The 17,973-nt window shown below is 62.8% G+C and carries 14 protein-coding genes; 6 read left to right on the top strand and 8 right to left on the bottom strand.

Features of this window, described 5'->3' with window-relative positions:
• Window positions 1–229 precede the first annotated feature (229 nt).
• From JL100_RS16165 to JL100_RS16155, 3 genes are all read left to right on the top strand, one after another.
• The gene (locus JL100_RS16165; protein ID WP_202681255.1) at window positions 230–3,157 is read left to right on the top strand and encodes a PAS domain-containing protein; all 2,928 of its coding nucleotides are present in this window, start codon (window positions 230–232) and stop codon (window positions 3,155–3,157) included.
• 209 nt (window positions 3,158–3,366) lie between these two features.
• Window positions 3,367–4,167, top strand: coding sequence for a DNA/RNA non-specific endonuclease (locus tag JL100_RS16160; RefSeq protein ID WP_202681256.1), 801 nt, complete (start codon window positions 3,367–3,369; stop codon window positions 4,165–4,167).
• Between the two features lie 10 nt (window positions 4,168–4,177).
• Window positions 4,178–4,435, top strand: a complete 258-nt coding sequence (locus JL100_RS16155; RefSeq protein ID WP_202681257.1) for a hypothetical protein — start codon at window positions 4,178–4,180, stop codon at window positions 4,433–4,435.
• Between the two features lie 263 nt (window positions 4,436–4,698).
• On the opposite strand, the gene JL100_RS16150 is transcribed toward JL100_RS16155, so the two are convergent.
• The 6 genes from JL100_RS16150 to JL100_RS16125 all read right to left on the bottom strand — a co-directional run bounded on the left by JL100_RS16150 (window position 4,699) and on the right by JL100_RS16125 (window position 11,854).
• Entirely contained in the window at window positions 4,699–5,433 is a 735-nt protein-coding gene (locus JL100_RS16150; RefSeq protein ID WP_202681258.1) for a hypothetical protein, read from the bottom strand.
• A gap of 537 nt (window positions 5,434–5,970) precedes the next feature.
• Window positions 5,971–6,438 (bottom strand): DUF3102 domain-containing protein, encoded by a 468-nt coding sequence (locus JL100_RS16145; RefSeq protein ID WP_202681259.1) that lies wholly within the window; start codon window positions 6,436–6,438, stop codon window positions 5,971–5,973.
• Window positions 6,439–6,952: 514 nt separating this feature from the next.
• The gene (locus tag JL100_RS16140) at window positions 6,953–9,595 is read right to left on the bottom strand and encodes a phage/plasmid primase, P4 family (RefSeq protein WP_202681260.1); all 2,643 of its coding nucleotides are present in this window, start codon (window positions 9,593–9,595) and stop codon (window positions 6,953–6,955) included.
• Window positions 9,595–9,972, bottom strand: coding sequence for a helix-turn-helix domain-containing protein (locus tag JL100_RS16135; RefSeq protein ID WP_202681261.1), 378 nt, complete (start codon window positions 9,970–9,972; stop codon window positions 9,595–9,597). The genes JL100_RS16140 and JL100_RS16135 overlap by 1 nt, the downstream gene beginning before the upstream one ends.
• Window positions 9,973–10,032: 60 nt before the next feature.
• Window positions 10,033–10,635, bottom strand: coding sequence for a hypothetical protein (locus JL100_RS16130; RefSeq protein WP_202681262.1), 603 nt, complete (start codon window positions 10,633–10,635; stop codon window positions 10,033–10,035).
• A gap of 58 nt (window positions 10,636–10,693) precedes the next feature.
• Window positions 10,694–11,854 (bottom strand): tyrosine-type recombinase/integrase, encoded by a 1,161-nt coding sequence (locus JL100_RS16125; RefSeq protein ID WP_202681265.1) that lies wholly within the window; start codon window positions 11,852–11,854, stop codon window positions 10,694–10,696.
• Window positions 11,855–12,195: 341 nt separating this feature from the next.
• Here JL100_RS16125 and JL100_RS16120 point away from each other — a divergent pair, with 341 nt between their 5' ends.
• Window positions 12,196–12,819 (top strand): FMN-binding negative transcriptional regulator, encoded by a 624-nt coding sequence (locus JL100_RS16120; protein WP_202681267.1) that lies wholly within the window; start codon window positions 12,196–12,198, stop codon window positions 12,817–12,819.
• 83 nt (window positions 12,820–12,902) lie between these two features.
• On the opposite strand, the gene JL100_RS16115 is transcribed toward JL100_RS16120, so the two are convergent.
• Window positions 12,903–14,975: a 3-hydroxybutyrate oligomer hydrolase family protein gene (locus JL100_RS16115; RefSeq protein WP_202681269.1), complete on the bottom strand. Its 2,073-nt coding sequence runs from the start codon at window positions 14,973–14,975 to the stop codon at window positions 12,903–12,905.
• A 320-nt stretch (window positions 14,976–15,295) separates the two neighbouring features.
• Between JL100_RS16115 and JL100_RS16110 the strand changes: the two genes are divergently transcribed.
• A complete protein-coding gene (locus JL100_RS16110; RefSeq protein ID WP_202681271.1) occupies window positions 15,296–15,757 on the top strand; it encodes a hypothetical protein in 462 nt (153 codons plus the stop codon).
• Between the two features lie 53 nt (window positions 15,758–15,810).
• Entirely contained in the window at window positions 15,811–16,779 is a 969-nt protein-coding gene (locus tag JL100_RS16105) for a hypothetical protein (protein WP_202681273.1), read from the top strand.
• Window positions 16,780–16,986: 207 nt separating this feature from the next.
• On the opposite strand, the gene JL100_RS16100 is transcribed toward JL100_RS16105, so the two are convergent.
• Complete coding sequence (locus JL100_RS16100) at window positions 16,987–17,973, bottom strand: Gfo/Idh/MocA family protein (RefSeq protein WP_202681274.1); 987 nt, start codon at window positions 17,971–17,973, stop codon at window positions 16,987–16,989.

Here is a 17,973-nt window from a genome sequence, read left to right as displayed (position 1 = left end):
CGCTCCCTCCCGGGGTCCTCCGGATCGAGAATGCAAGACTGTCACCCCTCCACACTCCCACGTAGAAGTCGAATATAGTTCCTGAAGAAACTTTCCCGGTAATTAGAGTTCATCGCCTGGATAAGTAACCCGAGGGCATAGTACCCTGGAACAAAGAACATTTATTGTGGATGCTCTGTTTTTAAGCTAAGCGTTCTTGAAAGAACAACACAGGGTCAGGGAAGCCCCCATGAGTCTTCTGCGTCGCCTCATCCTGCTCGTGATGCTAGTTGTTGTTCCCATTATTGCAATCGAGATCACCAATCAGATCCAACTGCATAACGAACGTGTGGCCACCATCAACGCCGAGGCGGAGCGGCTCGCCGTCCTGGTTGACGATGGCTACACCCACATGATCGAGGGGCTCCGCCACCTTCTCAGCACCTGGGCCGAGTCCCCGCTCCTGCGTGACGGTGACATGGTGGGATGTCAGGAGATGGCGGAGCGGCTTGGCAGGAGCTATCCGGCCTATCTCGGCGTCACCGCGACCGATGAGGCCGGCGTTATCCGGTGCGCGACCATGCAGGTAGCACTCGGCCTGTCCACAAGCGAGAGCCCCCACATCCGCCTCGCCCGGGAGACCGGCGGCTTTGCGGTCGGAGAGTTCGTTTTCCGCCGGGACACACACAGGCCGGCCCTGTCCTTCGCGCTGCCCTACCGGAACCGGACCGGTGCCCTGGCCGGCTTCATCATCGCCCTCGTTGATCTAAGTGGGTTCGAGAACTATCTCGCCGATAAGCTGCTACCCGTGGGAGCCGCCTTCACCATCGCCGACCGGCACGGAACCGTGCTCGCCCGCACGCCTGAGGTGGCCGGCGCGGCTGGCAAGCCGCTGCCCGAGCTGTACCGGCCGCTGCTGGAGGCCGCACAGAGCGGCAGCGTGGATCTGGCCGGCCTCGACGGCGTCATGCGGGTGCAGGGCTATGTCCCGCCAGCCACCGGTGCGCAGGGCCTGTTCGTCATGGCCGGGCTGGACAAGGCCGCGGCGCTGGCGCCGATCCGCGGCACCCTGTGGCGTTCCCTGGGAGGGCTCTGCGCCACGACGCTTCTCGCCCTGGCCGTGGCTTGGTGGGGTACACGCCGCTACCTGCGCGGTCCGGTGCGGGCTCTGGTGGCAGCAACCGAACGCTGGCGCGACGGCGACTATACCTCCAGGGCCGGCATCAGGGACGGCGGTTCGGAACTGGTCGCGCTCGGGAGCGCCTTCGACGCCATGGCAGAGAGCCTGGAGGCTTACAACCGGGCGCGCGATGAGGCCTATGTTGCGAGGCGCAAGGTCGCCGAGGTGTTTGACTGCATCACGGATAGCGTGTTCGAGGTCGATCGCGACTGGCGCATCACCTTCATGAACGAGCGCGCCCGGATCGATGTCGCGCAAGGGCAGGATCAGGTCGGCATGAACCTGTGGGAGGCTTACCCGGGCGGCGTGAAGACGCGGATGTGGTCTGCCTACCATCGAGCCATGGTCGAGCGCGTTCCGACCGAGGTGGAGGACTACTATCCGCCGCACCGGAGATGGTACCGGTTCCGTGCGTTCCCATCGCGCGAGGGTCTGGCCTTCTATGGCCAGGATGTTACCGCGCAGCGTCGGCTTCAGGAGGACCTGGAGCGCCAGCGTGCCCTGCTGGAGACCCTCATCGAGAGCACGCCCGATCCCGTTTTCACCAAGGACAGGGACGGGCGGTACCTGACCATGAATTCAGCCGCTGCTCAAGTCATCGGGCGGGACCGAAACACCATCGCCGGTCTTGCGGATGAGGATATTTTTCCCCCGGAGGCTGCGGAGAAGGTTCAGAGCAGGGATGTCCGCATCATGCTGGCCGGCGAGACCGAGGTTACCGAGGATAAGATCCCGGATGTTCATCTTGGCGAGGATCGGATCTTTCTCACGACCAGGACGCCATTGAGAAATCCCGAAGGCTTTGTCACGGGCATCTTCGGCATCTCCCGTGACATCACCGAGCGCAAGGTCCGGGAGGAGGCGCTGCGCCAGGCCAAGGAAGAAGCGGAGCGTGCCAACCTCGCCAAGTCCAAGTTCCTGGCAGCGACCAGTCACGACCTGCGCCAGCCCCTTCAGTCCCTGATCCTTTTCGCCGGTGTGCTCAGGGGCTACGTTGATGGCCCACGCGGACAGCAGGCGCTTCGGCAACTGGAGCATGGCCTCGGAACGCTGAAGGGGCTCCTGGACAGTCTGCTTGATGTATCCCAACTTGACGCCGGCATTGTCAAACCGGAGATCACCGACTTTCCGCTATCGGCGGTGCTCGACGGCATTGCTGCCAGCTATGCTCCGATCGCATCGGCCAAGGGTTTGGACTTGCAGGTCGAGTCCTGCACTGATGGCGTGCGCAGCGACATGACGCTGCTCGGGCGTGTGCTCCGGAACCTGGTCGAGAACGCTGTCCGCTATACCAAATCCGGACACATCCGGATCGTCTGCCGACGGATTGACGACCGCCTGCGCATCGACGTCGAGGACAGCGGTATCGGCATTCCCCCTGAACAGATTGATCGCATTTTCGACGAGTTCCATCAGGTTGGCAATCAGGCGCGTGATCGCAACCAGGGTCTTGGTCTCGGTCTGGCGATCGTCCGACGCATCACAGACCTGCTGGGGCATCACATCGAGACACGGTCCCGACTAGGTGAGGGCTCCATCTTCAGCATTGAGCTGCCGCTTGCCGCGACAGAGTCGGCACAGCAGCCGGTTTTCGAGAACGGGAGGGCGGACCAGAGTGGTGAAGGTCGATTGGTTGTGGTGATCGACGACGACATTATGGTGCTGGAGAGTCTGGAGGCGATCCTGACGGAGTGGGGCTACGAGGCCATCGGTACCACCAGCGCCGATGAGGCGATCGCCCAGGTCCAAGGGCTGGGTCGTCGACCCGACATTGTGATCGCCGATTATCGGCTACGGGATGGCCGTACGGGCATCGAGGCCATTCTCGCCATCAGAACCTTGTCCAACCGCCCCATCCCTGGCCTGATCCTGACCGGTGAAACCGACCTGCAGTTCCTTCGTGAGTGCGCCTGTCATGGTCTGGGTATCGCGCATAAGCCGGTCATGCCGTCGCAGCTCGGTCGTGCGCTTGAGCAACAGCTCAACGCCGCGGCTTGAATGCAAGACGCCCAGGAAAGATGGCAAGGCAACCCGTCCGACTCTGCGGCGCTGGAGACGCTGAGGGGAAATGCTTTGCACTGGTTGGGAAGAAAAATGATGGGGCAGGGGTGTCAAAAGTTTGTATCGATCACGGAGTGTCTTCTGGTGCTCCCATGCTGAGGCGCCTCGTCATCGTAGCCGCTCTTGCGTTATGCCCGACCGTCGGCATGACCACCATTTCCCTGGCGGCCCCGACCGGGTGCCCGCAGTTCTTCCCACACGGCAGCGCGCCGGACCTGATCAACCCGAAGCTCCGCCCCAAGACCCGGGCGTTGTGCTACTCGGCCTTCGCCGTGCTGCATTCCGGCATCACGCGCTCCCCGCTCTGGGCGGCCGAGCACCTGACCCGAAAAGGGCTCGACGCGGCTGTGGCTACCGTGCGCAGGGATACCTTCCACGAGGAAGCCAAGCTGCCGACCGATGAGCGCGCCGACCTCAATGATTACGCGCGTTCCGGCTTCGACCGTGGCCACCTCGCGCCGGCCGCCGATATGCCGGACGATCAGGCGCAGCACGAGAGCTTCTCCCTGGCCAATATCATCCCGCAGGATCCGCAGAGCAACCGAGGCCTTTGGTCGGGCATCGAGTCCGCCGCGCGTGGCCTCGCGCGCAAGTCAGGGGAACTGTACGTCGTCAGCGGCCCGGTCTTCCAGGACGCGACCCTGCAGCGCCTGCGCGGACGGGTGCTGGTGCCAACCCACATCTTCAAGGCCGTCTACGATCCCAAGCGCAAACAGGCGGCCGCCTATCTCGTGGAAAATGCCGATGGCGATCAGTGGCGAGGTGTATCGATCGCCGAGCTTCAGCAGATCACCGGGATCGATCCGTTCCCGGGGCTTGCATCGTCGGTCAAGAATCACGCAATGGCCCTGCCGGACCCGAAGCTGCCGGGCAGGCGCCAGAAGCAGACTGAGAGCCCCTGGAGCGTGGACACGATCCTGGACAGACTGATGCAGTTTATGCGCTGAGGACGCCATCATGAACAAGACCATCTCGCCCTTCGCGAACGAATGCGAGTCGCTCGGCATCGGCGACCTGACGATCGAGAACCGGACGAACCGCGTGTCGATCTACGGCAACATCGATCTGACCCGCGACAGGACCGGGCTCGAACATGCCCGGATCCTGAAGGCGGTGATCGACGAGGTGGTGCAAGCTCTTGAGACCGAGAAGAACCTGCCGGACAAAATCGCGCCACCAGACGAGCCAGACGAGGTGGCAAACCCGTTTCAGTGAAGCTGGGCTCGATCCCGAGATCAACGACTGACATGCACCGCAGGATTGTGCCAATGCCGACGGCAATCTCTTTCCAAATGGATGATGGTCCGGCTTCTGGATCGAAGCCGGACCATGGTTATGGGAACGAAGGCGATAGCGATACCGGTGTCGGGACAACGGGGCCGATCACGTCGATCGATAACCCATGGTGAGTCGCGACACTTCAGAAGCTAATGGATGTCGCATGAAATTTGCCGATACCCCTCTTTATGTCGCAAAACCTAGTTCTCCATACTGAGTCCATGAGATTTACGTAAAGTTTGTCCGGCCGGGCAATGACAATAAGTCAAACCGCGAGCTGTCATTTCTGCTGAAGACGTGCACGGCTCCGTTCCATTTAATTGGGACATTTGAGCTATTTTAGCGTTTCGCCGCTCTCGTCTTGCTCGTTGCTGAGGAGTGAGTTTTGCCTCCCATTCAGCCTTCCGCTCAGCTTTTTTCGCCTCTTGCTCCGCCTTCTTGGCCCTCCTCTCCGCCGCTTTGACTCGTTCTTCGGCCCGCTGACCCTCCAAGATGAGGCGATCTATTTCATCTGGAGCGAGTCGCTGTCCATGAGCGAGATACCTCAAAACTGCGGTCCTGACTGAAGTGGGTGTTGCGCGCGCTATCAGTTTATAAAGAACTGTCAGCGGCAGATCTGAAACGATCTCGATCTTATCGCCGAACTCCAGCGCGAGGCGCATGTATTTACGCGCCATGTGCTCGTTTATCCCGCGCTGAGCTTGCAACCAAGTGAGGAATAACTCGTCGCCGAGATGCTCTTTCATCCTGATCAGATCAATGCCACTCTCGATAATCGCGCCGATTTGTCTTCTGTGTCGGAGTCGGATGCGGGCTGCAGTGTCGCGTGCGACGTCGCCAATCTGGGCAAGTGTTGAATGGCCGAGTGCCAGGGCTGGAGAGATGATCTTGTCCGACCCGAGCATGTTGCTGCTGGAAAGTTGCGTGGTGTTCATTGTCCTATTTCCTTTTGATGAGGAGGGCCGTGCTTCTCGACGCCGCCTGCGGTGCCCCAGGTACGGGACAGTCGGTTCGACGATCGTTTAGGGCGACATCTGCTGGGTGGTGCTGCCGGCCAGATCCTTGTGGAGTTCGGTCGGGCGACCGTGCTCCGGTATCGGAACTACGATGTCCGGATTACCGGAAGTCTCAGGGCTCGCGCTTGGGCGGTATGAGTCGCACCGGCTGAAGGCCTTGCACCATGCCGGCCCATGTGAACCGCTTCCGGAATACCTCACCATGTTGCCCGATCAGCGCCGAAGAGCACTCATCATCAAGACGATAGTGGAATGTGGGCAGTGGGATGCCGGTCCTGCCGATCCGTCCCACCTCACGCCAACCATGCATCAGCCGTTCACCGGGCTGACAGGCGCTGAGTGCATGAAGGATCCTTGGGGCGGTGACGCTCACGCCTGCTGGCGCGTGTGTCCAGATCGACGGGCGGCCAACTGATCCGGGGGCAGGTTCTTTCGGCTGAGGCAGGATCATTTGCATCATCCGATTATGTCGTCCAGGTATCGAGCATGAAGTTCAGCTCTGCGCTCTCTTATCAGACGATCAATTTCGTTAGGTGGAAGAGGCCAACCGGCCTCGAAATAAGCCAGGACCACACGCGCCACTTCCTCCGGAGTCACGCCTGCCCCAAGCTTGTAAAGGATTGAATCCGGCAGTTCCGAAATGACCTCAAGTTTATCGCCAAACCTTTTGGCGAAACGCATGTATCTCCGTGCGGCTTTCTCATCAATGTGACAATGAGCTTGCAGCCATTCACCGAACTGCCTAGCCCCGATTTCCTCCTCAACCAACAATAGATCACGGCCGATCTCAATGACCGCGTATAACTGTTGTTTGCGACGCGAATTTATTCGATCAGCTATTCGATGATTGAAACAGTGGGGGATCTGACGTGAAGCTGTCCGCCAGGGGGCCGAGATCTTATCCGAAGTAGTTGCGGTGTTCATCGTTGATTTCCTATTTAGATTGTAAATTTGAAGCTTGGTCTCGAAGGGTGACCAGAGCGGGTGCTGGCGGTGCCGTAAGCTGTGTAGGTCGGCATGGTTGCCTGTGGTTAGGCGACCAATAATGTCAAGGAGACGCCTTGATGGCGAACGGCTTCAACTGAGCCAGAAGGGGAACAGTGTGTGCCGGTGTACTTGATTGATCCTTAAGGGTAGAGGGTGTCCTGTCTCGACCATTCGGCTGGACCCTCCTTGAAGAGAGGTCAAGTGGATTTCTTTTAGCGAGCTATATGCTCGTGAGTGTTTGGATGTCATTGATACCACTTGAGCCAAGTTCGGACAGATCGTGCGAAACGATCGAAACGATTTTTCCTATTCTCTTCTCTACATGCATGCGCGCGTGAGGCGCATTAACTGGAGAATCCGTTCGATCGTTTCGCACACGGGCGTGCCGAGCTGTCTTGAGTTTCATGGCTAGCTTCAGGGGCATTCGAGCTCTACGAACGGCGTTGATCGGCTATGGAAGGAGCCGCGGGCAAAGACCGCGAAAGCCCTTCTGCCGGGTGCGCGGATCTTGCCACCGCTCATAGCCGCGCTGGATCAGGATCTGCGCCAGCCGCTTCATCGACCCCACGTGCTCGCCGGCCGCCTCGGCCCACCCCCGCCAGTTGGCGAACAGGTCGTGGGTCGTACTGGTGACGTGTGACGCGATCAGGCATCGTTCACTCAACCAGAGCCCAACCGCGTCCTCATCGGCCAGGTACTCCGCCGTGGCGTTTGTGATGCTGGCGGGCGGAGCCAGTCCCACCCGCTGCCATTCCAGGCAACCCTGAACTGCCCAGGCGAGAATGCCCGGCCGTTCGGCTTTGAGGCGGTCCGGCAGATCCTTGTCGGGCCTCCGTGGTTTGTAGGTGAACGGGATCAGGTGCAGGCGCCGCCGCATGGCGTCGTCGACATTGCGTATCCCAGGGCGGTGATTGCCTACGATGACCAGCTTGAAGGTAGGCTGGTAGGTGAAGAAATCCTGGCGCATGAACCGGGCGGTCACCGGATCGCCGCCGGTCAGAGACTTGATCTTGGACTCCGCCCAGCACCGGCCTTCCTCCGTTTCCTGCGCGGTGACCAGGCGTGCGCCCCGCAGCATGGCCATGTCGGTAGGATGCCGGTCGATCTGACTGGCGGTGAAAGTGTCCATACTGGCGACGGTCGCATAGTCGCCGGAAATGTCGGTCATCGTGTTGCTGAGCACGCCCTTGCCGTTGCCGCCGGGACCATGGAGGAAGAAGAGGGCATGCTCGCTGACCGAGCCGGTTAGACAGTAGCCAGCGATCCGCCTTAGGTACGCTTGGATATCTGGGTTGCCGCCAGTTACCTCATCCAGGAAGGTCAGCCACTGCGGACAGCCTTCCGCCGGCGCGACGGCGGTTCGCTTGGTGCAATGCGCACGAGGATCATGCCGGTTCAGTGCGCCGGTGCGCAGATCGACGATGCCGCCCGGCGTGTTGAGCGCCCACGGATCGGCATCCCAGATGGCTGCGGTTCGGGCATGGCGCGGGTCGGCTTCGGCCAGCTTGACCACGCTGGTCACGACACTGCGGCTGGCAACCTTGGACGCGATCTTGGCGGCAGACTTCTCGTCTTCGATCTCATCGTTGGCTCGTTCCGAGACGGCGCGGCAGAGGGTGCGGGCGTGCATGAAGACCCGATTGATCTCGTCCCGCGCCCAGCGGGTGCCGTCCCATTCCAACCACGTGCCCCATCCCGGTACGAAGCGCAGGTGTTCGGCATGGCGTTCGGTGAACTCAAGGGCCAGAGCCTCGTCGCTGAACTCGATGGGTTCACCGTCAGCACCCGCGCCGAAATGCTCGTACACCCTTTCCTGAGCCTCGGTCGACCGACTGCTGTACTCGCCGGTTGACGCGTTTGCCGTCGCCTTGGCATCACGGTCGCATGCCGAATCGTCCTCAGCCGGAGCATTGTCCTGTCCCGGCATCGTCCCGGTACCAGCCGATGGCCCCTCGAAGTCAGCTACAGGCCTGCCATTGACCGTTGGGCCATGAGAAGTAGACGCCGATTCCGAAGCTGCCGATTGCCGGCCAAGCTTCGCCCGTGCCGTGCGGACAGCTCGCGGGATGTCGTCGTAGCGCGCCTGCCAGCGGTTCGCCTCAGCGGCCGTACTCCGCCGGTCTTCAGGAATGGCTTCCATGAAACCCCGCAGCGTCAGTACAGCTTGGCCATCCGGCATGCCGGCCACCAGGAATCGCATGGCAAGACTGACTATGCTGGCGTGCTGGATCTCACCGGTGAGCAAATCCTTCACCAACCCGTCGGTTCCGCGACGGTCGGTACGACCGTCGCCGGGACTCCCATGCGGCTTCTTGGAAACCGTGTCGATACCGGCAACTCTTACGGCCTCTTCCAAAAGCTCAAGTGCATCCGGCAGCTCGATTTCGGCCGACTCAGTCAATTTGACGATCTTGGCCAGTCGTGGCTCATGCTTGCGATGCCAGGATCCCGCCCAGCGGATCGCGTGAACAATCGGAACATTTGACGTATCAGCCCCAGCCAATGCCGTCGCCATCTGGCGCGCCAGCCGGAGTTTGGCATGGTCTTCGGCTGCGCGGGTCGGTTCGGTCAGCCTCCAGTGTAGGTGAAGCTTGTCCTGCACTTCGCCGGTCTGCGGATCGACCCAGGTCCCACCAGAGCGCACGACGACAGTGGCGGGACCCAACAGTGCCTCCAGTATACGCCGCGCCTCCTGCGGTTGCCGGTCACATTCGACGGAGAGAGCCAGGCCATTTCGCAGGTCCTCCTGCCGCGCCCGCCAGCGTTCCGCCGGATCATCGTTCCAGAAGGTTGCGACCGGCGGGCAGAACACGACCGGCATGGGGGCACTCGCGGCCACGCATATTTCGCGACAGATTGTATCGATCAGCCCTGTGTGATCATGGGTCAGCGCGACTGGCGTGATGCTGAACACCTTATTGCTGCCCTCGTGGTATGAGCGCAGGCTGACGTAGGTGCCTTCGTCGGCATACCGGAACAACGCGTCCACAAAGCGTGTAACCTGATCGCGGTCCGCTTCCAGCGGCATATCGGCGCAACCGCTGGAGTTTAGCTCATCGTCGGCGCCGTGAAGATCATTTTCGGCCGACATCATCAACGGTGCCCCCCGGCAGAGCGGCGCATAGCGGGAGTAACCGGTGTGAACTCGCGCTCGACCATCCAAGCGCGCACCGCGGTAACGCGATACAGGATGAGCTTGCCGACCGAGCAACGCGGCGGGCCGATGCGCCGGGCATGCCACCGGCTCAGCGTGCGTACGGACACCTCAAGATGTTGGGCGAGTTGATCCGGAGTGACATATTCACCGAGGGTGAGATGTTCATCGAGCGCATGTCGCCCAAGCTTGCCTCGGCTGGTAGCCTGCGGCTCACCGTCAGTGGCGGGGATCACTGTCGGCTGATCTATTCCACTGAAAACACTCTGCGGCATATCTGTATCCTTCTGGTTCCAGACGACGACGATCGCCGTCACTGGAACCCAGAGAACCTCAGATGCCGATGCGTCGCGAAAAAAACCGGAAAACCCAGGTTTTCAGGAGTACGTCTCGCCTCGGGCGTGACTCACCGCGTCATGAAAGTCATCCAGGATCTTTATAACTCGGCTCTGGATCTCTTCACGTCCGGGCAACTCGCCCCTGAATGTGTCATCAACGTATTCCACAACCCGATCCGTTATCTCTGAAACTGCTTCTTGACTCTCTGGGAAGCTGTTGTCGAATACTATAGCGACAATATACATGTCGATGGGATGCCAATTGGTTTTCGGCGGGCGACCACCTGCGTTCAGCAGGCGCTTTTTGGGTGCGGGTTGTGCTGCGGAATCCGGTGGAGTTGTTGGGTGAAAACCGAAGACGCTGGCGATTTCCGAACGGGAAAATTTCGGGGAGGGATACTCGATGTCCTTTGCCCAAGGCGCATAGGTGTCCTTGATGAGAATAAGATCTCGTGTCGGATCTAGGCGTGCTGTCGGACGCGTGCGTGCGTCCACCAAGTAGACCGGCACGCCACCGGCACCGGATATCTGAGGTGTTATTTTCCCGTCTTGAACTGCCAGTTCAAGGCCCATGGCATCACCGCCGACGAGTTCGATTGCCTCCGGCAGCGACAGCCACTCCTTCAAGTATTTCGGTTTCATTACTTTCTACCTGCTTATTGGTGCCGAAGCGTGATGATAGCTCAGCATCCAAGGAGTTTCATTCCGACGTTGCCGACGTTCGGATGCCGATCAGCAGGGAGCCGACGTGTTCAGTTGCGGCGCGTAGCGGATCATCCATCAGGTGTGCATAGCGGGCGGTAGTCTGGGGCTGAGTGTGGCCGAGCAGGGCACCGATGATCGGCAGCGACTGTCCAGCCGAAACCAGCAGACTGGCATAGGTATGGCGGAGATCGTGCAGCCGCACGTCTGGCAGGCCGGCCGCGCTCCGCACCGCTTGCCAAGTCTTCTTGATGTCGGTGAGGTGACTGCCATTGCGACCCGGGAATAGGTAAGGGCCTGTGGTCGTCGCGAGCAGCCGGCGTAGCAGGTCGATGGCCGCCCCCGAGATCGGAACCCGGTGCTCGCGACGCTGCTTGGTGTGGGCCGAGGGTTTGATCCAGATCCCATGCTCAAGGTCGAACATGGACCAGGTCGCCCCGAGCACCTCCCCGCGTCGCGCGCCCGTCAGCAGCATCAGCCGGATCGCGTCCGCGGAGGTCTGCTCGGAATGCCCGTCCAGGGCGGCAGAGAGCCTGGCCAGTTCATCCGGACGCAGGTACCGGCTTCGGGGCTCCTCGGGGTTGTGACGCACCCCGTCGCACGGATTGTCGGGCCGCCATTCCCACCGGATGGCGAGCGAAAACGCCTTGCTCAGCACCTCGATGACACGGTTGGCGCGGATCTTCCGACGCGCGCTGATCGCACGATGAAGCGCATCGATGTCGGTTGGGCGCACGTCCTTGACCTTCATCCGACCGAGATTGGGCAGGATGTAGTCGCGGAACATCGCCCGATCGTCCGCTTGCGCCCGCGGCGCCTTGTGGGGGAGGTGCTCCCGCTCGTATCTGAGCCAAAGATCGTGGACGGTGGCGGTCGCCCGGTCGTCGTGCCGTTCTCCCATCGGGTCATTGCCGCGGTCGACTTCGCGCTTGAGTTCGCGGGCGCGGTCCCGAGCGGCGGCGACCGACCAGTCCGGATAGCTGCCGATCGTGATGCGACGCTCGACGCCCCCGGTCCGGTAGTTGAGAATGAAGGCACGCGCACCGGCGGCGGTGATGCGCACGCCAAAGCCCTTGACGTCGGTGTCATAGGTGATGATGTTGCCCTTGGCCGGCGACGGGAGGTCCCTGACCAGCTTGTCGGTGATCCTGATCGGCATGTGAGCCATGTCCGCATTGTGTCCGTCCGCAAATCGGCACCCAGTGTCCGTCAGCGGCATTATTAGGTCTGATATGAGTCTGTAAGACGCTGATTTACAAGCAGCAAGTGGTTGGAGTTGGAAAAAGCCTTGTGGATGAATCACTTACGTTCGGCGTTGCCGCAGGCTCATAACCTGAAGGTCGCAGGTTCAAATCCTGCCCCCGCAACCAAATCCCAGCGAAAAGCCGCCGAAACCTGACCGGTTTCGGCGGCTTTTTCGTGTCGGCAGGAAAAAGCCGAAACGGTCTGTTCACCGCGGAGCGGTTTTCGAGGAGACTATATCCCGTCAAGGAGGCCCGAATGTACAATCCGCCAGCGTTCCGCGAGACCGACCTGCCATTCATCCAGGACACCATGCGAGCCGCCAAGCTTGCCAACCTGGTCACGGCCACGGCCGGCGGACTGACATGCACGCCGCTTCCCTTGTTCCTCGACTGCCGCGAGGGGGAAATGGGCACGCTCTACGGGCACGTCGCCAAGGCCAACCCCCAGTGGAAGGACGCCCCGTCGGGCGATGCCCTGGCGATCTTCATGGGGCCGGATGCCTATGTCACCCCGTCCTGGTACGAACGCAAAAGCCTGGACGGAAAGGTCGTTCCGACGTGGAACTACGTGGCGGTCCACGCCTACGGCCCGGTCGAGTTCTTTGAGGATGCCGACCGCCTGCTGGAAGTCGTCACGCGCCTGACCGATCTCCACGAGGCGCCGCGTCCCCGGCCCTGGGCCGTCGTCGATGCTCCGCCCGATTTCATCCAGGCGCAACTGCGTGGCATCGTCGGTCTCCGTCTGCCCATCGCCCGGATCGAGGCCAAGCGTAAAATGAGCCAGAACCGGACCGCCGAGGATCGGGCCAACGTGAAGGAAGGGCTCTCCCGAAGCATGGACGGGCGGGAGCGCGAAGCCGCCGATCTCGTCCCGGATTGACGCCGGATCACACCTAGCTGGAGGCCCGGGCCGTAAGACCCGGGCCGTAAGACCCGGGCCTTTCGCCGTTCAGGTGGTGGACCTCAATTCGGTATCCGCAGAACCGACTCCCGGAACGTGATGCGGTCCTCCTTCCGGGGCTTCTTCGCGATGGGCGGCACGTTGTCCCGGCTGATCGCAGGAACGCCGGAGGCTCCCACTCCCCGCGGAACGGTGTGGACGACCTGGGAAGGCGGCAGCGCGTCGCCCTTGGTCAGATGGTCGTACAGATAGTCCAACCCCTCGTTGAAGTAGACATGCAGAGGGATGTATGCGGCTGCGAGGGCCGGGATCGCGTTGAAGGCGTCCAGGTGATGGGCGTTGGTCACCTCGTAGTACCGGACATTCTGCTTCTGCTTCAGGGCGGAACCATAGTAGGAGCGCGAGCTGTGGTTGACCGCGATCAGCGCGTCGGCCCGACCGTGGACGATCACGGCAGGCTTGCCGCGCAGGTCGGCCGTGGCCAGCACCTCCTCGACTCCTTCCGCCAGACGCCGCGCCGGGCTTTTTCCGTCACCCCCCCTGCGTGAATGGTGACGGTCACCGGCGGTCCACAGGGTGCGCAGGCAGGCGGCGCCGTCCACGTCCGCCATCGGAGCCGCCGCCCCGCCGACCGTCGTGGTCGAAACGCCGTTCCGGATCAGCTGGATGCCGATGATCGGAGGAACACCGTTGGACTGCGAGAAGGCAAGCTCGGCATTGGCGCGGGGCAGGGGAGCGGGCCGGTCCGTCCCATCGGCATGGGCGTAGGAGAAGCCGCAGAGATCGTCGGTCACGCTGGCCCTGGAATAGGCGTTCGCGTAGGCGACAGTCACGGACTGGTAGACATTGGCCGACCAGTATAATGCCGCGAGGGCATTCTGTTCCGGCACGATGCCGTATTCCTGGATGAGTCCCTGGGCCTCGGCCGGCGTTCCCTCGTTCAGCAACCCGCGCGCCTTCAGGTCGGTGCAGACCTGCAGCGCCCGGGTGTTGCCCGGCACCGCCGCCGCGCAGCCCTGATAGAGGGTGTAGTACGAGATATAGTCGTAAAGCGGCCGCCCGTGCTCCGCCAGGGCCGGACCGTCGCCCTGCTGGATCTTGAAGGAGCGGTCCCGCTTCGGATTGACGTTCGGCTCCGATACGGCGACGCCGTCGATCCAGCCCCGCCTGTCCTCCTCGGCCGCCCGCAATGCCGCGGCCCCGCCGTTGGACACGCTCGACGCGATGACGATGGTGTTGTCCGGCGTGATCCTCCGGAAATCCTTCTCGCCGGCGAAATGCCGGTTCAGCAGATGGAATCCGAGCTGGACGGACCGCAGGGTATCCGTCCCCCAGTCCGCCTCGGGGTTCTCGCGGGAATGGGCGTGCTTGATCGCCCAGCGGTCCGGGTTGTCCTCCAGGTACCGGTCCAGTTCGCGCTGCGGAATCCGCGGCTCGAAATTCAGCGGCTTGCCCGACCGGGACGCCTCGACATGCTCGCCCTGGACCGTGTAGCCCTTGCCGTTCTCCAGGTCGAAGAAGCCGGTGCCGGTCCCCTTGTCGTTGTAGACGACCGCGCAGCCCTTCTTCAGCCCCCACTCGCCCGCGGTGCCGATCGCCCCATAAACGCCCCGCGAACCGGACGAGGTCGCGGTCACCATGCAGGGCCTGTCGGGACGGAAACTGTCCGGGATCTGCACGGCCACCGTCACCCGCGAGTTGCCGCGATCATCCCCGTCCAGCAGCGCCAGGTACTCCGTCCCGGGTATCTTCCCGTCGCGATCCTTCGACTTATCGTCCACTTCCACGAGCGGGCCATAGAAGGTGCCGTAGCCGCCTCCGGCCGACACGTCCACCAGAGCCCGGTAATTGTTGTAGATCGCGATCCGGCGAAGCTCCTCGGCGGTCGGGGAGGAGGGGTTCGCCGGCTGGGGCGCCGCTCCCGCCAAGCCTGCCGCCCCCAGGCCCGCCGTCAGCAGGTCGTCGCTGAACCCGTCGTAATCGGCCCGCAGGATCTTGCCGATCACCTGCCGTTCAATGCCGTCCCGTCCATCCTTCCGATCATCGTGCCGATGATCATCCCTCGCGAACGCCGTCGGTGTCATGCCGATGAGCAGGCAGAACGTCGACGCGACCGTGGCTGCGACTCTTCCCATGGAATTGTGTCCCCCCGATTGAGAATTCTTTTCTTCGGCCCCACACTCCGGGGCACTGCCGGCCAGGATAGAGAGCAGCTTCAGGAACATATACTTGCCTGAAGAGGCAGCACCAAAGGGATGCCGTCCTGATCACAATCAGCTTGCGGAAAGATTTTTCACGGGTCCGGTGACGATCCGGCCGGACGCATGCCGCGCGGAGAACCGTCCGCGCGTCGGGGTATGGAATTTATTTCCGCATCGGAAATATCGGGGTCCCCAAACCCGTCATCTACTTGGGTATCGAGGAAACACTTCGGTCGAAGGAAGGAAAGCCGAGAATGCTGAGATCGGTAACGCTCGTTGCGGCCCTGCTGATCGCCGGCCTGGCCGTGCCTGCGACGGTGAGCGCCGGGGAGGGCGACGCGAGAAAGCTCGCCCTCCAGCCGACCAAGAATGCGAAGAGATCCGCCGAAAAAGACAGACGGGACGATGCCGCCGGCCGGCCCGCCGAGCCGGGGGAGGATCGCCGGAACAGGCTCGGCCTGGATGACGGATTCCGTGACTGCCACGTCTACACGGCGTCCGATCGGATACCGAAGCCCTACCAGAGCTACCGGTCGGCCGCCGACAAGGCGCGCCTGGAAAGCGAAGCGGTGCTCCTGTCCCTGGCCGAGACCGTCTACGCGGACGAGATCGGCCAGTTTCACGATCTCCACGACGACAGCGCCGTCTCCTTCAGCACGAAGGCCGAGCATTTCCGCCTCAGGCACCGCCTCGGGGCCCGGGGATGCGCGTCCTGACGGGCGCATCGATGCAACATCATTTCCGCTCACGGAGCGATCGAGGACCCATCATGCGCATCATCCACTGCGTCCCTGTCCTGATGGCCGCCGCGTTCTTCGGTACGGCGCCCGTCCTGGCCCAAAGCACCGGCCAAGGGGTGATCGAGATCGAAGGACCGCTCGAGGCCACCGGCGTCGAGAACGGCAACAGCGTGATCAAGGTCATGGGGCTGACGGTCGTCGTCACTCCCGACACCAAGCTGACCTCCCCCACGGCGCCGCTCTCCCATGGCGATCTGGCGAACGGGCCGGCACTGCCCGGCAGGACGGAGCCTGGCTTCATCGGCGGCCATGCCATCGTCACGGGAACGCGCGACGTCTCCGGCATCTATGCAAAGCAGGTCTATGTCGAGCCCGCCGAGCACCACCTGATCGGCACTGTGACGCTGAACGACGAAACCGGCTTCGAGGTGGAGGGAATGCCGGTCGTCCTGCTGCCGGCCTCGCCCGACGCCAGACCTTACCCCGACCCGGCGCCTGCCGCCGACATGCCGGCCGTCACCTACGACCCGCGGCTTCCCGGAACCCCCCTGAAGAACTCGGCCGGCTTCGAGATCGCCCCCGGTTCGGTCGCGGTCGGCACGGACATCGTCGTGGCGGGATACTATGTGCCGAAGGCGGATGGCAAAGGCACCGTCTACGCCTACGGCGCCACGGCCTCGGGCGACGACGCGAGCCAAGCGCCGCGCGTCAGCATCCTGCGGGCGGAGTGCCGCCAGCGCGCCGCCGACGAGATCGAGTGGGACGTCCGCGGCAGCACGGTTCCGCCGAGCGGGTCGGTCACCATCCTCAACGCGGCGGGCACGGTCCAGTACGGCGTCGCCGCCGTCACTCCCGACGTGTCCGACCCGGGCAAGGGGCAGTACCGGTACAGGGCCGACATCCGGAAGGTGGCCCAGCAGTGCCCGGCAGGCGTGCTGGCGCGGTTCACCGTCGGCGGCAAGACCTACACGGCCACGGCCGCGGTCGAGCGCCGGTAGCAGCGGCGGCCGCGGCTCGACGGAAGCCCTCCCGGAGGTCTGGACGCGGTCGCCTCCACCGGTTCAGTATGGAGCCTCGAACCATCAACGCGGTGGCTCCGAGGGAGCCACGACCGCCGCGTCGACCAGCGCCGCCGGGACATGGAGGCCGTCGCTAGGCTGGAGACGTGAGGCGGTCCCGCCGGCCGGCATCCGGCATTCTGAACCTCAACCCCGCGGCAACGGCCGGCCCGGAATGGCCCGGGCGCCGTGGCGGGCGTCCCAGTCGTCCTGGACCTTCTGGAGCACCTGCATCGCCGGCAGCACGGACGGGCCGGACGCCCGGGGCGGGCGGTTCCCGCGGATCGCGTCCAGGAAGTCCAGGGTGACGCGGGTGCAGTTGTCCTGCTCGCTCTCGATCTCCACCGTGCCGTCCGACGTCTTCAGCGTTCCGGCCAATATGTCGTAGAAATAGGTGTCCCGATCGGTGACGATCAGCTTGTCGTAGAAGCGATAGGCCGCGTGGTACGACCCGTGGACCAGCAGCGACTGGTCGGCCTCTGTCTCCACCATCACCATGCATTCCATGGGGATGCCCGTCGTCGGGTGCAGGTCGCCCAGGTAGCTCTGGACCCGCCGGATCGGCGCGCCGTCGAACAGGTACATGCCAAGGTCGACGAAGTGGCAGAAATGGTGCCACAGGATATTGTCGGTCCAGCTCCGCCGGTATCCCGTGGCGCCGATATTGATCAGCCGTTTGATGAAGAAGCGCCCGGCGATATGGCGGATCTTCTCCTCTCCGGCGCGGGTGCGGGCGAGCAGGGCTTCCCGCTCGCGGCGGAAGCGCATGGGGTGCGACAGGCCGTACACCTTGCCGCTCCTCTCGCCCGTCTCGACCACGCGCCTGGCACCGCCCAGGCTCATGGCGATGGGGATCTCGATCAGCGTGTGCTTGCCGGCCTCCAGGCATTTGATCGCCTGTTCCTCGTGCAGGTCGCTCGGCGTGCCCAGGATCACGGCGTCGATCTCCGGGTCCGCCAGCGCCTCGTCGAGCGAGACCGACCATTTTCGGTAGCCGTGGCGTTCGGCGAACTCCCTGGCCCCTTCCGGATTGCGGCCGACGATGGTGTGCAGCACGGCGTCGGTCCGCTTCAGGGCCTCGGTGTGCCAGACGCCCATCATGCCGTAGCCGACCATGCAGACATTCAACGTCAT

Source organism: Skermanella mucosa (genome assembly GCF_016765655.2).
In the GTDB taxonomy this organism is placed as follows: domain Bacteria; phylum Pseudomonadota; class Alphaproteobacteria; order Azospirillales; family Azospirillaceae; genus Skermanella; species Skermanella mucosa.
Note: the sequence above shows the minus strand (reverse complement) of the source record. Positions and strands in the feature narration are given on the sequence as shown.

Excerpts from the sequence above, each read along its gene's own strand:
- JL100_RS16150 (WP_202681258.1), bottom strand. The coding sequence starts at position 5,433 with ATGAACACCACGCAACTTTCCAGCAGCAACATGCTCGGGTCGGACAAG.
- JL100_RS16120 (WP_202681267.1), top strand. The coding sequence starts at position 12,196 with ATGTACAATCCGCCAGCGTTCCGCGAGACCGACCTGCCATTCATCCAG.
- JL100_RS16130 (WP_202681262.1), bottom strand. The coding sequence starts at position 10,635 with ATGAAACCGAAATACTTGAAGGAGTGGCTGTCGCTGCCGGAGGCAATC.
- JL100_RS16100 (WP_202681274.1), bottom strand. The coding sequence starts at position 17,973 with ATGACGTTGAATGTCTGCATGGTCGGCTACGGCATGATGGGCGTCTGG.
- JL100_RS16115 (WP_202681269.1), bottom strand. The coding sequence starts at position 14,975 with ATGGGAAGAGTCGCAGCCACGGTCGCGTCGACGTTCTGCCTGCTCATC.
- JL100_RS16160 (WP_202681256.1), top strand. The coding sequence starts at position 3,367 with ATGACCACCATTTCCCTGGCGGCCCCGACCGGGTGCCCGCAGTTCTTC.
- JL100_RS16155 (WP_202681257.1), top strand. The coding sequence starts at position 4,178 with ATGAACAAGACCATCTCGCCCTTCGCGAACGAATGCGAGTCGCTCGGC.
- JL100_RS16145 (WP_202681259.1), bottom strand. The coding sequence starts at position 6,438 with ATGAACACCGCAACTACTTCGGATAAGATCTCGGCCCCCTGGCGGACA.
- JL100_RS16165 (WP_202681255.1), top strand. The coding sequence starts at position 230 with ATGAGTCTTCTGCGTCGCCTCATCCTGCTCGTGATGCTAGTTGTTGTT.
- JL100_RS16140 (WP_202681260.1), bottom strand. The coding sequence starts at position 9,595 with ATGATGTCGGCCGAAAATGATCTTCACGGCGCCGACGATGAGCTAAAC.
- JL100_RS16110 (WP_202681271.1), top strand. The coding sequence starts at position 15,296 with ATGCTGAGATCGGTAACGCTCGTTGCGGCCCTGCTGATCGCCGGCCTG.
- JL100_RS16105 (WP_202681273.1), top strand. The coding sequence starts at position 15,811 with ATGCGCATCATCCACTGCGTCCCTGTCCTGATGGCCGCCGCGTTCTTC.
- JL100_RS16125 (WP_202681265.1), bottom strand. The coding sequence starts at position 11,854 with ATGCCGATCAGGATCACCGACAAGCTGGTCAGGGACCTCCCGTCGCCG.